This is a genomic window from Streptomyces sp. PsTaAH-124, assembly GCF_000373685.1.
Taxonomy (GTDB): Bacteria; Actinomycetota; Actinomycetes; order Streptomycetales; family Streptomycetaceae; genus Streptomyces; species Streptomyces andamanensis.
Genome location: NZ_KB892179.1, coordinates 30,554 through 44,152 on the forward strand (window position 1 = coordinate 30,554; position 13,599 = coordinate 44,152).

General features: G+C 73.6%; 14 protein-coding genes. 4 read left to right on the forward strand and 10 right to left on the reverse strand.

The features are described from left to right. Positions 1-69 precede the first annotated feature (69 nt). Positions 70-1,194, forward strand: a complete 1,125-nt coding sequence (locus B086_RS0122890; protein ID WP_026252677.1) for a C40 family peptidase — start codon at positions 70-72, stop codon at positions 1,192-1,194. Between the two features lie 598 nt (positions 1,195-1,792). Next, on the forward strand, positions 1,793-3,055 hold the full coding sequence (locus B086_RS0122895; RefSeq protein WP_018568765.1) for a PP2C family protein-serine/threonine phosphatase: 1,263 nt from the start codon (positions 1,793-1,795) through the stop codon (positions 3,053-3,055). A gap of 52 nt (positions 3,056-3,107) precedes the next feature. Here B086_RS0122895 and B086_RS0122900 read toward each other — a convergent pair whose 3' ends face one another. From B086_RS0122900 to B086_RS0122915, 4 genes are all read right to left on the reverse strand, one after another. Next, a complete protein-coding gene (locus B086_RS0122900; RefSeq protein ID WP_037873825.1) occupies positions 3,108-3,461 on the reverse strand; it encodes a DUF2516 family protein in 354 nt (117 codons plus the stop codon). A gap of 131 nt (positions 3,462-3,592) precedes the next feature. After that, positions 3,593-4,294, reverse strand: a complete 702-nt coding sequence (locus B086_RS0122905; RefSeq protein WP_018568767.1) for a hypothetical protein — start codon at positions 4,292-4,294, stop codon at positions 3,593-3,595. Positions 4,295-4,379: 85 nt separating this feature from the next. Beyond that, a complete protein-coding gene (locus tag B086_RS0122910; RefSeq protein WP_018568768.1) occupies positions 4,380-4,856 on the reverse strand; it encodes a helix-turn-helix domain-containing protein in 477 nt (158 codons plus the stop codon). 108 nt (positions 4,857-4,964) lie between these two features. Continuing rightward, positions 4,965-5,612, reverse strand: coding sequence for an RraA family protein (locus B086_RS0122915; protein ID WP_018568769.1), 648 nt, complete (start codon positions 5,610-5,612; stop codon positions 4,965-4,967). Positions 5,613-5,891: 279 nt separating this feature from the next. Here B086_RS0122915 and B086_RS0122920 point away from each other — a divergent pair, with 279 nt between their 5' ends. Then, on the forward strand, positions 5,892-6,764 hold the full coding sequence (locus tag B086_RS0122920) for a nitroreductase/quinone reductase family protein (RefSeq protein WP_018568770.1): 873 nt from the start codon (positions 5,892-5,894) through the stop codon (positions 6,762-6,764). 114 nt (positions 6,765-6,878) lie between these two features. Here B086_RS0122920 and B086_RS0122925 read toward each other — a convergent pair whose 3' ends face one another. The 3 genes from B086_RS0122925 to B086_RS0122935 form a co-directional block, all read right to left on the reverse strand. Beyond that, positions 6,879-8,009 carry a phosphotransferase gene (locus B086_RS0122925; protein WP_018568771.1) on the reverse strand — a complete coding sequence of 377 codons (1,131 nt, stop codon included), beginning with the start codon at positions 8,007-8,009 and terminating at the stop codon, positions 6,879-6,881. 213 nt (positions 8,010-8,222) lie between these two features. Beyond that, on the reverse strand, positions 8,223-8,942 hold the full coding sequence (locus B086_RS0122930) for an HAD family hydrolase (RefSeq protein WP_018568772.1): 720 nt from the start codon (positions 8,940-8,942) through the stop codon (positions 8,223-8,225). Then, positions 8,942-9,820 (reverse strand): winged helix-turn-helix domain-containing protein, encoded by an 879-nt coding sequence (locus B086_RS0122935; RefSeq protein WP_018568773.1) that lies wholly within the window; start codon positions 9,818-9,820, stop codon positions 8,942-8,944. The genes B086_RS0122930 and B086_RS0122935 overlap by 1 nt, the downstream gene beginning before the upstream one ends. A gap of 151 nt (positions 9,821-9,971) precedes the next feature. Here B086_RS0122935 and B086_RS0122940 point away from each other — a divergent pair, with 151 nt between their 5' ends. Then, positions 9,972-10,160 (forward strand): hypothetical protein, encoded by a 189-nt coding sequence (locus B086_RS0122940; protein WP_018568774.1) that lies wholly within the window; start codon positions 9,972-9,974, stop codon positions 10,158-10,160. A gap of 18 nt (positions 10,161-10,178) precedes the next feature. Here the strand turns inward: B086_RS0122940 and B086_RS0122945 are convergent, their stop codons facing one another. From B086_RS0122945 to B086_RS0122955, 3 genes are all read right to left on the reverse strand, one after another. Further along, positions 10,179-11,093 (reverse strand): winged helix-turn-helix domain-containing protein, encoded by a 915-nt coding sequence (locus tag B086_RS0122945; RefSeq protein WP_234021273.1) that lies wholly within the window; start codon positions 11,091-11,093, stop codon positions 10,179-10,181. A 347-nt stretch (positions 11,094-11,440) separates the two neighbouring features. Beyond that, the gene (locus B086_RS0122950; protein ID WP_018568776.1) at positions 11,441-12,706 is read right to left on the reverse strand and encodes a GNAT family N-acetyltransferase; all 1,266 of its coding nucleotides are present in this window, start codon (positions 12,704-12,706) and stop codon (positions 11,441-11,443) included. Positions 12,707-12,797: 91 nt separating this feature from the next. Next, positions 12,798-13,484 (reverse strand): hypothetical protein, encoded by a 687-nt coding sequence (locus B086_RS0122955; protein ID WP_026252678.1) that lies wholly within the window; start codon positions 13,482-13,484, stop codon positions 12,798-12,800. Positions 13,485-13,599 lie beyond the last annotated feature (115 nt).

Genomic DNA, 13,599 nt, shown 5'->3' on the forward strand with positions numbered 1-13,599 from the left:
TGGGCGCCGTCGTGGCACTATCCCCCGGACGGCACATGTTACTGACGGTAAATCAGTTGGGGGCGGGGTATGGGACGGGGCAGGCGCAATGTGCTCGCGGTGGCCGTGACCGTGGTCTGCGCGGTCACCGTACTGGGGGCGTCGGGCACGGCGTTCGCGAGCGCGGGACCGGACCCCGCGCCCACCTCGACGGCCACGGCGCCCGCCGCCACCACACCTTCCACGCCCTCCGCCCCGCCCGTCACGGCCCCGCCGGACCAGGACCTGGAGGCCGTCCGCACCAAGCTGGACGAGCTGTACCACGACGCCGCCGTCGCCACGGACGCGTACAACGCCGCCGAGGAGAAGTCGAAGCGGCAGTCCGCCGAGGTCGTCGGCCTGTCCCAGAAGATCGTCGAGCAGCAGCGGAAGCTGGACGAGCTGAAGGACCGGGCCGGTGCCGCCGCCCGCGCCCAGTACCGCACGGGCGGGCTGCCGCCCCAGGCCCAGCTGCTGCTGAGCAACGACCCGCAGCACTTCCTCGACGGGGCCGGCCGCGTCCTGGAGGGCGAGCGGGCCACCAGCGGCCTGCTCCAGGAGATGACCCGCACCCAGCAGGACCTCCAGCAGTACGCCGCCGACGCCGCCGACCAGCTGCACAAGCTGGAGGACAACCGCAAGGCCAAGGCCACCGCGCAGAAGCGGATCCAGGCGCGGGTCAAGGAGGCGGAGCAGCTGGAGGCCCGGCTGGAGAAGCGGCAGCAGGAGCGGCTGGCGCAGCTGGAGCGGGAGGCGGCCCAGCAGGCGCAGGCGGCCTGGCTGGGCACCGGCATCCTCAAGGAGATCGGCGGCAGCGCGACCGAGGCCGGCAAGAAGGCGGTGCAGTACGCCACGGCCCAGATCGGCAAGCCGTACGAGTGGGGCGCCGAGGGCCCGAAGACGTACGACTGCTCCGGGCTGACCTCGCAGGCCTGGGCGGCGGCCGGTCATCCGGTGCCGCGCACCTCGCAGGAGCAGTGGAAGCAGCTGAAGCACGTGTCCGTGAAGGACATGCGGCCCGGTGACCTGATCATCTACTTCGGCGACGCCAGCCATGTCGCGATGTACGTCGGCAAGGGCCTGATCGTCCACGCCCCGCGCCCCGGCCGCACGGTGACCCTCGCGGGCGCGGGCACGATGCCGATCCTGGGGGTCGTACGCCCGGACGCGTCCTGAGAGGACGGACGACTCGTACAGGGGGTCCGGCAGCCCGGCGCACGCCCCGGCCGGGACCGGGAATCCAGCAGCACCAGGAACCCGGCACCAGGAATTCTGGCCCTGAAGCCCTGAAGCCCTGAAGCCCGGGACCGGGAAGCCGGAACCGGCCAAACAGCACCCGAACGACACCCGAGCGACACTCGGCCGGGCGGACCGGCGCACCCCTCCCCGTCCCCGGCCGCCCCCTGCCCCGCTCCTGTCCCGCCCCGGCGGACACCGCACCGCGCCCCGCGTCCTCCGCCACGCGTTTCCCCAGTACGCCGCCCGCCTCCCGGCCCGCCGCGCCGCGCGCGGTGCCGCACCGGTGACCTGGGCCATGTGATCCACCGCACCCCCGGCCGCCGCCAAACCCCCCTGGACGTGACCTTCGTCATTCCGGGGCGGCCGACGCGCTGACCAACTCCGGTACGGATCGCGGCATATGCCAGCGGCCGAAGCGCGAGCGACGCGCCTCACACCATTCCCCCGCGGCGCCGACTACCGCTATGGTCCCCGTCGGTGGAACGAGGTCCCTCGTGCCCGCCATGCCCTCGGGGGGAGGGAAGGAACCGAAACGATGCCCGTGCCCGTACCGCGGCAGAGAGAGATCCCGGCCGCGGAGAGCGGCCAGGCGCAGAACGTGTCCCACGGCGGCGGCCCCTCCGGCGCGCAGCTGACGCTGCTGCTGATCGAGGACGACCCCGGCGGCTCGCCGATCGTGCCCGAACTGCTCGACGCGTCCGGCAAGCCGATCCGCGTCCGCACGGCCCGCAACCTCACCGAGGCCGAGCGGCTGCTCACCGACGACGTGCACTGCATCCTGCTGGACCTGACGCTGCCCGCCCCGGGCCGCTCGGGCGCGGACGACGACGAGCTGGCCGTGCTGCGGCATGTGCTGGAGCTGGCGCCCCGGCACGCCGTGCTCGCGCTCACCGCGTCCGGGGACGCCGAGCGCGGCGCCGAGGCGGTGCGCGTCGGCGCCCAGGACTATCTGCTCCGCGACGAGCTGGACGGACCGCTGCTGAGCCGGGCCATCCGGTACGCGGTGGAGCGCAAGCGCTCGGACACGGCCGAGCGGCGGCTCGCCGAGGGCCGGCTGCGCGCGCAGGAGAACCGGCGCCTGGAGCGCGGTCTGCTGCCGACGCCCCTGCTGGACGGTTCGATGCTGCGGTTCGCCGCCCGCTACCGCCCCGGCCGCTCGCGCGCGCTGCTCGGCGGTGACTTCTACGACGCCGTCCGCACCCCCGACGGCACCGTGCACGCCATGATCGGCGACGTCTGCGGGCACGGCCCCGACGAGGCGGCGCTCGGCGTGGAGCTGCGTATCGCCTGGCGGGCGCTGACGCTGGCCGGGCTGTGCGGCGACGATCTGCTGAACACGTTGCAGCAGGTGCTGGAGCACGAGCGCCCGGACGACGAGATCTTCGCGACGCTGTGCACGGTGGACATCGCGCCGGACGGGCGCCGCGCGGGCCTGTGTCTGGCCGGGCATCCGTCACCGCTGGTCATGACACCGGACCGGCCCGCAAGACTGCTGCCCTACGACAACAACGGCCCCGCGCTCGGTGTGCTGTCCGGCGCGCGCTGGCCGCGGCTCCAGGTGGAGCTGGGCCCCCGCTGGAGCCTGATGCTCTATACGGACGGTCTGATCGAGGGCCGGACCGGTCGGGGCGGCGAGCGGCTCGGCCAGGACGGCATGCTGGAGGTGGTCCGCCGCCAGCTGGCCGAGGGCCTGCGCGGCGAGGATCTGCTGCGGGAGGCGGTCCACGAGGTCCGCACCCTCAACGGCGGGGAGCTGACGGACGACGTGGCGGTGGTCCTGCTGGACCGGGAGCCGTAGGAAGCCGCACCACCGCGGGGGACCGCGGCGCGGCTCCCCGCGGTCGGCGGTCCTACCGGCCGCCGTTGTACGGCCCGTACGGACCGTCGCTGCTGCTGCCGCCGCGTCGGCGGCCCCAGCCGCCGCCACCGCCGCCGGAGACCTGCTTGACCGCGGGCCGTACGTCGACGATGTAGACGATGCTCGCGATCACGCCGATGATCGGCAGGAACGACAGGATCGAGAACAGATAGCTGACGACGAGCGCCAGGGCGAGGATGATCAGCCAGAACGCCTTGTTCTGCTTGTCGGCCGCGCGGAACGCGTCCTCGCGCCGGATCGCGGCGTCGCACAGCCCGAACGCGGCCAGGACCATGAGCAGGATCTTCAGGATCCCCAGGAACCCCGCGAAGCCCAACATCAGCATGCCGTCCACCGCCCGTCTCTCCGATTCCTGTGCGGCCACCGTACCCGGAGAACGGGCCGGACACCCCAAGGGTGCCCGGCCCGCCGGTCCGGGCGGTCCGCTGCTTCTACTTCGCGGACGGCGGGGTGGTTCTACTTCGCGGGCGGCGGGGTGGTCTTGCGGGCGTTGGCGCCGGTGGTCCGGCGCACGGCCGGGGCCTTCTTCGCGGGCGCCTTCTTCGCGGCGGCGGGCTTGGCGGCCGGTCCGGCCGCGGCGGCGGGCTTCTCGTCCTTGACCACGACCGGCTCGGGCCGGGTCCGCCGGGGCTCGGGCTCGACCGCGACGGCCAGTTCCTCGACCTCCTCGGCGATGTCCTCGATGCCCTCGGCGGCCTGGCCGCGCCAGGTGCGGACGGTCTTCTCGCCATGCTCGGCGACCTTCTCGTAGGTCTCCCGGGCCCGTACGGCGTACTCGGCGGCGACGCCGACCCCGCGCAGGGCGAGGTCCTGGGCGTTCTCGCCGAGCCGCTTGAGGTCGGCGTCGAAGTTGGTGCTGAGCTTCTTCAGGTCGGTGTCCAGCGAGTTCAGGAACTCGGTGACCCGGCTCTGGACGGTCGTCTGCGTCTCCTTGACGCGGGCGCCGGCCTCCTTCGCGCGGGCGGTCGCCCGCTCCTGCACGGCCTTCGGGTCGGTGTTGCGCACGGCGTCGATCCTGGCCGGGGCCTCGGCGGCCAGCTGCTCCACCAGGGCAGGCACCTTGCGGGCCTGGCGCAGGGCGAGGTCGGCGGTGCCGGCGGCGAAGTAGAGGGGGGTGGGGTCGCTGAGGGTCTTGCGCAGGTCGTCGGCGATGGCCATGGTGATGATCCTCCCGGATCGCTTTCGGATGAGGGTGGTCTGTCCCGCGGTCGGCCGCCGGGCCCGTACGGTACGGGCCCCGGGGTCAGCCGGCCGTCTCCCGCGGTTCGTCGTCACTGCCGCCGGACGTACGGTCGTGGCGCTCGGCGGACGCGGGGCGGCCGGGCGGTATGACACCGCCGTCGGCGCCGGGGCCGTCCGGGCGGGCGCCCCCGAACCCGTTCTCCTTGCGGAAGGACTCGTAGATCTGGAGCAGTACCTGCTTCTGCCGTTCGTCGAGCGTGGGGTCCGCCAGGATGACGGCGCGTGTCTCCACCTCGTCGCGGTCGCGCTCGGCATCGAGGATGCCGGCCCGCACGTACAGCGTCTCGGCGGAGATCCGCAGCGCCTTGGCGACCTGCTGCAACACCTCCGCACTCGGCTTGCGCAGCCCGCGCTCGATCTGGCTCAGATACGGATTGGACACCCCGGCGGCATCGGCGAGCTGCCTGAGCGACAACTGCGCGTTGCGCCGCTGCTCGCGCAGGTACTCACCGAGATTGCCGACGTTGAGCGATGCCATGCCTCCACCATGCACCACCCTTGCTAACAATTGCAAGCACAGCGCTTGCAAGAGTGTTCCGGGGCGCGCAGGGCAGCGCCGGGAGGCGGGTGGCGGGCCGGCCGCGGCCTACTCGAAGCTCTCCTGGAAACCCTGTGCGGCGAGGATCGTGTCGATGCGGGTGCGGTGGTCCTTCTCCCAGGCGTCCAGGGATTGGGCGGCCTCCTTGGCGAGGCGGGCGCGGGCCGCGGTGAGGATCTCGGTGGTGCGGGCGGCGGGGACCGTCACGATGCCCTCCTCGTCGGCGACGACGACGTCGCCCGCCGCGACGAGGACGCCGCCGCAGCGCACGGGCTCGTTGAGGGGGCGTACCGCCGACTTGGCGCCGGGGATCGGGACGGTGCCGCGGGCGAAGACCGGGAAGCCCAGCTCGCGCACCTCGGCGAGGTCGCGGACGAGGCCGTCGGCGACGAACGCGGCGATGCCCCGCCGCTGCGCCACGGCGCACACGTTGCCGCCGGCGAGGGCGTACTCGCGGTCGCCGGACTCCACGACGATCACCGAGCCGGGCGCGGCGCGGTGGATGGCGGCGTGCAGCATGAGGTTGTCCCCGGGCGGGCACCGCACGGTGAACGCCGGTCCCGCCACCCGCGGCACCGGCTGCCACAGCGGGTGGATCCCCGGGTCGATGACGTGCTCGCGGCCCAGCAGGTCGGCGAGGGTGGTGGTGGGGACGTCCCGGAAGTCCGCTGCGGTGGTCGTCTCTGCGTCGGTCATGCGGGTGACCCTAGTCCGCCGGGGCCCCAAGAGGCGTCCGGCAAAAGTACGTTGCCCGCGCCCGGCCGGCCCGCTACGGTCAGCGGTATGACTGCCGGGTCGGCCTTGCGCCGTGAGCGAGTCGGGTACCCGGCCTCCGAGTGAGGCCGAGGCGGGCGAGGAGCCCGCCGTTTTCTCCGTGCCTTCCGCACAGCACAGCAGGGCGCGCACAGCGCACCGCGTTCCACCGCGGCGCAGCGCGCCGGAAGCCCACGACGGAGAAAGCAGACACCGCACCGCATGCCCAACGACTTCAACCAGCACGTCATCGACGAGTTCCGCGCCCACCGCGGACGCCTCACCGGCCCCTTCGAACATGCCCGGCTGCTCCTGCTGACCACCACCGGCGCCCGCAGCGGCGCCCCGCACACCACCCCCGTCGGCTACCTCCCGGACGGCGGTGACCGCGTCCTGGTCATCGCCTCGGCGGGCGGTTCGCCCCGGCACCCGGACTGGTACCGCAACCTCCTCGCCCGTCCGCACGCGACCGTGGAGAGCGGCGCGTTCACCTACGAGGCGCGGGCGGTGGTGCTGGCCGGCGAGGAGCGCGACCGCGCCTTCGCGCGGGCGGTGGAGGCCGATCCCGGCTGGGCCGCCTACCAGGAGAAGACCGAGCGGGTCATTCCCGTGGTCGCCCTGTACGAGGCCGGGCGCGGCGGGCCGCCGCCCGTCAACGCCTCCTCGCCCGGCGAGGCGATCAAGGTGGTGCACGACGCGTTCCGTCGCGAACTCGCCCTGATACGACGGGAGATGACCACCGGCGGCAGCGCGCTCGGCGCCCAGCTGCGCGTCAACTGCCTCACCTTCTGCCGGGGACTGCACCACCATCACACCGGGGAGGACACCATGCTGTTCCCGTTCCTCGGCGAGCGGTACCCGGAGCACGGCCCGGTGCTCGACCGGCTGCGCGCGGAGCACGTGCGGATCGCCGAGCTGGTGGAGCGGCTGCGGCGGGCGGTCTCGGGCGCCGGGTCCGGCGACGGCGGCGCGGCGGCCGCCCGTGCCGAGGTGGTCCTGCTGACCGAGGAGCTGGAGGCGCATCTCACCTACGAGGAGGAGCAGTTGCTGCCCCTGCTCGATGCCGGTCCTGGTGCGTCCGGCCCTCCGGCCTGACCTCGGAACGGCAGTGGGCGCGCGTGCGCCACGCCCACCGCGCCCTCCCGGGCCGGTGCACCGCGGACGGGCCACGGGCCACGGGGTGCGGACGGGCCACGGGGTGCGGACGGGTCACGGGGCGCGGTGCCCCTGCCGTGCGCCGTGCGGCGCGTGCGGTCCGTGCGGTCCGTGCGTACGGTGCCAGCGTGCGAGGGCGGCCGCGACGCGGGCGGGTGAGGGCACCGACTCCAGCGCCAGCGGGAGGGCGGCCGCCGCCAGGATCCGGTGCAGCCTGCCGCCCAGCGCGGCGAGGCCGCGCCGGTCGGGCTCCGCTCCGGAGCCGAGCGACAGCGCCGTACGGATCACGTCGGTGAAGACCGACTGGGCCCGCTTGAAGTCCACGAGGAGGCCGAGGTCGTGCTCCCAGCCGCGTGAGCTGCCGGGGCGCACGGCCTCGGCGGTGCGGCACCACGCCTGCGTCATCCGGCGCGCCTGCCAGCGCGGATAGCGCATCAGGTACAGATGGGTGGCGAGGTCGTACAGCGGATCGCCGAGCATGGCCAGTTCCCAGTCGATGGTCCACAGCCGGCGCTCCGCGTCGACGATGAAGTTCTCCCGGTGCAGATCGGCGTGGAGCAGGCAGAACGGGCGCTCGCGCAGCCCCTTGAGGTGCTTGCGCAGCCGCTCGAACACCTCCGCGTCGATCCGCAGATCGGTGAAGAGGCCGCCGAACTCCGCGAGGTTGCGGGCGTAGACCCGCTCCTCGGCGAAGAGGACCAGCCGCTCCAGGAAGGCGGCGGTGTCCCCGTCGGCCGGGCGGTCCTCGGCCGCGCAGCGGCGCTCCACGGCGAGCATGCCCGGGGTCACCGCGATCAGTTCGCCGAACAGGGCGGCGGTCTGCCGGAACAGATCGCCCGGTACGGCGTTGCCGGACGGGCACAGCGCGCCGAGCGTGCGGCCCTCGATGAACCGCTGGAGCCGGGTGCCGCCGACCTCGATCAGCTCCGGGATCCGGCCGATCCGCCCCCGCAGGGCGGACAGCAGCTGCTCCTCGGAGGCGAAGCAGCGGCGGTCGAACCAGAGCAGGTCGCCGCGCGGCTCCCGGCACTTCCACCGGCCGGGGCGCAGCGCGCCCGCCTCGCCCGCCAGCGGGAACACATAGGTCTCGTGGTGGTAGCCCCGCAGCGGTCCCTCGACCCTGCTCTCGTCACCACTCGCCTCGACCGCGTGCAGCCGGGCGCTGGAAGCCAGTTCGAGCGGCATCGCCCGTTCTCTCTCGCCGTGGACCCTCTGCGTGGATCCTCTGGAGGAACGAGCCCTGCCGAAGGGGCGAACCCCGCCGAAGGGTGCAGAAGTGGGAACACGCTACCCCCACCCGGTACGCGGCGCGCAGCGAACCTCTCGCGTCTCACTCGTGTCCCGTATCCGGGTCCCGGCGCGCCCCCCGTACGCCCCCGTCGCGCGCCCCGCACGAGGTCACGCGGGGCGCAGCGCCGTCAGCAGGGTGTCCAAGGAGTGGACGATCATCCGCGCGCCCGCCTCCGCGAGGATCCTGCCCTTGCGCGGGGTGCCGGCGTAGCCGAGGAAGGGGACGCCCGCCCGCTCGGCGGCCCGGAGGTCGGTGGGGGTGTCGCCGATCATCAGGGCGGCGGCGGGGGCCGCGCCCATGGCGTTCAGCGCGCGCTGGAGGCAGTGCGGGTGGGGCTTGAGGTGGCGCAGCTCGGCGGTGCGGCCGTACAGGTGCGGGGCGAAGCAGGGCAGCAGCCCGCGGCCCTGGAGGTAGGCGCGCACCACGGCCGGGGAGTTGTTGCTGGTGACGGCGAGCCGGGCGCCGACGGCGGTCCAGGTGCGGATCAGCGGATCGGCGTACGGGGTCGGCATGGCGCTGGCGGCGGCCTTCAGCTCCTCCTGGGTGAGGCGCTCCTCCAGCTCCGTCACCAGGTCGCTGCGCGGGCGGCGGCGGTCCACCGCGCGCAGCAGGGCGTGCGGGTCCAGCGGCTCGCGTTCGGCCTCGCTCAGCAGTCCGTGCAGGCCCTGCTCGCCGAGCCAGTCCAGCAGGCCGTGCGCCACCCGCTCCGCGGAGTGCCCCGCGAAGAGCCGGCAGACCGGGCCGTCGAAGTCCCAGAGGACCACCTGCGCCCGGGAGACCAGTTCCCGCAGCGCCCTGCTCTCCGTCTGCTTCGTGTCAGAAGTCACTAGGAGAGTGTCAGGTCCGTGGTGATGGTTTCCCAGAGGGCGTCGAACCACTTCTGGGACTCCTCGACGAACGCGGCGTCGCGGTGCCCGGCCCGTCGGGTGAACGAGAACAGCAGGGACTTGGAGCCGAGGGCGTCGTACATGTCGAGGGTCTGCTCGCCCCAGTCCTCCGCGCGCCGAGTGAGGGTGTAGTAGCCCATCAGGGCCTCCTCGCCGCCCAGCAGGTAGAGCTTGACGGGCGGGGTGAAGGGCAGCGCGCGGAAGGTGACGCGCACGTCGATGTCGTGGGTGGCGCGCAGGGACAGCAGATTGTGCCGCAGCACCTGGCCCTGGGCGTTGCGCATCTCCAGCCAGCGCCGGTGGACCGCGTCGTCCTCGCCCGGTCCGTCCACGGACACGGGGAAGGCCAGCGCGATGTTCCGGGAGGGCACCAGTACGCGTACGTCGATCGAGTCGGGGCGCATACGGCCCTCGTGGATCAGCCGCAGCGGCTCGCCCATCGCCACCATCAGGGTCTCCGCCGTGTGGCAGACGACGTCGATGCGCACCCGGCGGCCGGCGAACACCTCGGTCAGCCGGGGGGCGAGGCCGACCATGGTCGGCTGCGGCTCCTCGCGTACGGGGGCGGCGTCGGCGATCCTCGGCGGGCTGCCCTTGCTGACGTTGCTGAGCAGGCCGTCGCTCTGCAATGCCCGCAGGGCCTGGCGCACGGCGCCGCGCTCCACGCCGAACTCCTCGGCGAGTTCGGCCTGGGTGGGCAGGCGGTCGCCCGGCCTCAGCTCGCCCGCCCGGATCCGTTCGCGCAGGGTGTCGGCGATCTCCTGCGGAGAGCGTCTCCGACTGCCGTCCACGGCCAGGTCCTCATGGGTCACGACCAAACGGTACAACTTTGATCCACCTGGCGGGAGTTGCCCGAAACTTGTTTATCGATATCGACCAAGTGGGGACAACTAGAAGTGAGTTGGTTGCCAACTCGGGGGAGTTGGTCGGAGTTTTCCGGCCAGCCAGGTAGGTTAAGGGGGAACCACCGTGCCCGTCCTCGCTCTTGTCTCCGCCGTCCTCGCCGTCGGCTTCGAGCAGTTCGTCCAGTGGCGGTACGGCGCCGCGGGCATGGTCGGCCTCGTGCTGCTCACCGTCGGCATCAAGGCGAAGAACCACAAGGTCAGTTCGGCCGGCGCGGTGCTCCTGGCACTGCTGCTCGCCGGGCCCGCCCTGTGAGCCGGGCGCCGGGCGCGGTCAGCCCGTGAGCGCCGCCTCCGAGCTGATCGTGCCCCACAGCGCGTCGAACCACAGCCGCGACTGCTCGACGAACGCCGTCTCGCGCGGGCCCGCGCCCGCCGTGAAGGAGAACAGCACCGACCGGGTGCCCTGCGCGTCGTACAGCGGCCGGGGCGCGTGGTCGATCTCCTCCTCGCGGCGTCCCACGGTGTAGTACGCGAACAGCGCCTCCTCGCCGCCCAGCAGGTAGAGCTTGACGGGCGGGGTGAAGGGCAGCGCGCGGAAGGTGACGCGCACGTCGATGCCGTGGGTGGCGCGCAGGGACAGCAGACTGTGCCGCAGCACCCGGCCCTGGGCGTTGCGCATCTCCAGCCAGCGCCGGTGGACCGCGTCGTCCGGCCCGCCCCTCCCCCGGCCCTCCACGGGCACCGGGAAGGCCAGCGGGATGCTCCGCGAGGGCACCAGCACCCGTACGTCGATCGTGGCCGGTTTCAGCCGTCCGGCGTGGATCTGGCGCAGCGGCTCACCGAGGGCGAGGGTCAGCGAGACGGCGGTCAGGCAGAGCGCGTCGACCCGCACATGGGGGGCGGCGAAGGCGGCGGTGATCCGGGGCGCGAGCGCGGCGGTGGTGGGCAGCGGGGGCGCGGGGACACCGGCCCCGGCGCGCTCCGGATGGCCGGTGACGAACGCCGGTCTGCCCCGGGTGACCTGGGAGAGCAGGTGCTCCGCCGCCAGGGTGCGCAGGGCCTGCCGCACGGTGGCGCGCTCGACGCCGAACTCCGCGGCCAGCACCGCCTGCGCGGGCAGGCGCGTACCCAGGGGCAGCGCGCCGCTCCTGATCCGCTGCCGCAGCTCGTCGGCCACCTCGCGCGGCGGTCTCCGCGGCCGCGGGGTGCTCTCCCGCCCCGGGCCGAAGGCGTGTTCGGGGTCCACCTCCGCACCGTACAACTTCTCGCCATCTTGGGGCAGTTCCCCGGAAGGTGGTTATAAGTCGCGCCCAAGCGGAGATAAGAAAAGTAGAGTTGGCAGCCAACTCGGCCGACCTGGTCGGAGCTTCGACTGGTTGGCTCCACGGTGACATGAGAACGACGCCGGACCGCGTTTCCCTCCGGAGGGGAGCCGGGAGCACGGTCGCGACGCCGCACAGCCACAACTGAACAGCCGCGCCGAGGGCGCAGGCAGCACAGCCACAACTGAAGAAGGTCCACCCGCACAACCACAACAGAACAGCACGCTACGGATGCGCCACCCCTGCCTCGGTCACCGGCGGGAAGGAGCGTTCAGAACAGGTCCGGGCACCACGGTCGCCGGGATGTGCGGAGCAGGGCGTCGGCCAGCCGGGCGGCGCCCGCTCGTTCTTCCCGGACCCGGCCCAGCGCCACGAGCCGCACCGCCGATTCGTCACCGAGCCACAGCGGCGCCAGCTCCCGGACGTCCAGCGCCAGATCGGCGGAGCGCGCGGTCGGCGTGCAGGACGCGCCCTCGGGCGACGCCTCCAGCAGCCAGCGGCCCCGCGCCCGGCCGCCCGCCTCGTCCGCGATCTCCAGCACCAGCGAGCCCCGCCCCGCGTAGGTGCGCGCCTCCAGCGCCCGTACGACGTCCAGGATCCGCACCCACAGCCAGTCGGCCTGGGTGGTGATCACGGCGGCGCGCGGGTCGGGCAGGAGGGAGGGGAGCAGGTCGTCCGGGGCGCGCCGGCCGCTCTTGACCTTCACCACCCAGTCCGTCGCGCACACATGCAGCCAGAGCGCGCGCTCGGCGGCCGGGGAGACGGCGATCAGGTCCTTCACCGTCGCGGTGCCCAGCGGCTGCTGGGCATCCGACCACGCGCGGTCGCAGACATAGGCGGCCAGGCCCTCGACCGTGCCGTCCGCCGCGCGGTACACGGCGTGGAACGGCTCCGTCCACGGGCTGTGGTCCAGGCGCACCGCTCCGGTGTCGACCTGCCACCAGCGCTCCGTGCGGTCGATCGCGCCGGGCTGGAGGCGGCGCAGCCGCTCGTGCAGTTCGGGACCGAGCTTGCGTACGTCGTCGGCGTCCACGAGGTCGACCCGGCCGCCGCCGTCCGGGGCCGGGCGGCGCGCGTCAAGGCCGGCCCGGGGCACGTCGATGGTCCACTCGGTGGCCCAGGTGGCGGGGCCGAAGCCGTAGCGGCCGTAGATCTGGTACTCGGCGGCGATCAGCGTGGCGACGACGTCACCGCGCTCCCGGGCCGCCGACAGGTCCCGCGCCATCATGCGGGTCAGCAGGCCGCGGCGGCGGTGTGTCGAGGTCACGGTGACGCTCGTGACGGCGTCGGCGGGGACGGTGGCGCCGCCGACCACGGTCAGTTCCTGCGCGAAGGACCGGAAGGTCGCCACGCACCGGCCCCGGTCGAAGGCGCCCAGCGTCCGGGCCGGTTCGATGTACGAACGGCGGTCGGCGATCTCCGCGTCGGAGACCTCCGGACTGCGCAGGAACCCGGTGTTCAGCGCGCGGATCCAGTCGGGGATCTCCGCCTCGGTGACGGGGCGGACGTCGAGGGGGAACTGCTCGCCGGTGGTCATGGTCCGACCGTAGGCCGTACGGACAGGAGGTGTCGCGGGCTTTTCCGGCGGCCGGGGCGGACGCACGCCCCGGCCCGCGCGTCCCCTGCGATCACAGCAGCAGGTCGTCGACCTGGGCCTCGCCGTCGCGGTATCTGCGGGCGATCTCCGCGCTGCATCCGTCGGCGGTGCGCTGGAGCCGGTGGCGGCGGCCGGACACCCGCTGCTCGTAGCGCACGAGCCGGGCCATCCCGGCGCCCAGCTCCAGGTCGGTGCGCGCGTCCAGGTCGGACAGCTCGACCTCGGCGAGCATCTCGGCGGACAGCCGCCGGTACTCCTCGCCGTGCGGGGTGCCGACGGTGACGTGCCGGGCCGAGGAGCGCTGCCGGGCGGGCGCGTCCCGCAGGATCTCCGCCAGCCGCTCGACGACGGACGCCCCGGCGCCCTCCACGGCCGACACGAACCCGGCCTCGCCCTCCGAGAGCCGGTCCCGGCAGCCGCGCCGCGCCAGCTCCGCGCGCAGGATGTCGATCCGCCCCTGGAGCAGCCGCCGTACATAGCTCAGGTCGGCCTCGTCCCGCTGCGCCGCCCGGCGCAGCGCGCGCAGCTCCGGCAGGCTCAGCACGGTCAGGTCGCAGTCCGCCGGATCCTCCTCCTCCCGCGCCGGACGCGGGTCCACCACGGGCGGGCTGTCGGTACGCTGCACCGGCGGCCGGTGAGCGGTGGGCTCCGCGACCGCCGCGCACAGCGGCGGCACCGCCCCGGACTGCGGTTGTTGCTCGGTACTCGATGTGCTCATGCGCCTCAACCGTCCCCTCGACCGGCGCGTACGGAAGCATCGTGCCACCCCGAGTGGCCAGTATGTGACCGAGTGCCCCCGATCCGCCCCAGATGGGGGGTTACGAAGCATAAAG

What these genes read in the sequence shown, in the direction of transcription:
- B086_RS0122920 (WP_018568770.1), top strand. Translation starts at nt 5,892, where the DNA reads ATGCCCAACGACTTCAACCAGCACGTCATCGACGAGTTCCGCGCCCAC.
- B086_RS0122950 (WP_018568776.1), bottom strand. Translation starts at nt 12,706, where the DNA reads ATGACCACCGGCGAGCAGTTCCCCCTCGACGTCCGCCCCGTCACCGAG.
- B086_RS0122915 (WP_018568769.1), bottom strand. Translation starts at nt 5,612, where the DNA reads ATGACCGACGCAGAGACGACCACCGCAGCGGACTTCCGGGACGTCCCC.
- B086_RS0122895 (WP_018568765.1), top strand. Translation starts at nt 1,793, where the DNA reads ATGCCCGTGCCCGTACCGCGGCAGAGAGAGATCCCGGCCGCGGAGAGC.
- B086_RS0122900 (WP_037873825.1), bottom strand. Translation starts at nt 3,461, where the DNA reads ATGCTGATGTTGGGCTTCGCGGGGTTCCTGGGGATCCTGAAGATCCTG.
- B086_RS0122910 (WP_018568768.1), bottom strand. Translation starts at nt 4,856, where the DNA reads ATGGCATCGCTCAACGTCGGCAATCTCGGTGAGTACCTGCGCGAGCAG.
- B086_RS0122925 (WP_018568771.1), bottom strand. Translation starts at nt 8,009, where the DNA reads ATGCCGCTCGAACTGGCTTCCAGCGCCCGGCTGCACGCGGTCGAGGCG.
- B086_RS0122905 (WP_018568767.1), bottom strand. Translation starts at nt 4,294, where the DNA reads ATGGCCATCGCCGACGACCTGCGCAAGACCCTCAGCGACCCCACCCCC.
- B086_RS0122955 (WP_026252678.1), bottom strand. Translation starts at nt 13,484, where the DNA reads ATGAGCACATCGAGTACCGAGCAACAACCGCAGTCCGGGGCGGTGCCG.
- B086_RS0122890 (WP_026252677.1), top strand. Translation starts at nt 70, where the DNA reads ATGGGACGGGGCAGGCGCAATGTGCTCGCGGTGGCCGTGACCGTGGTC.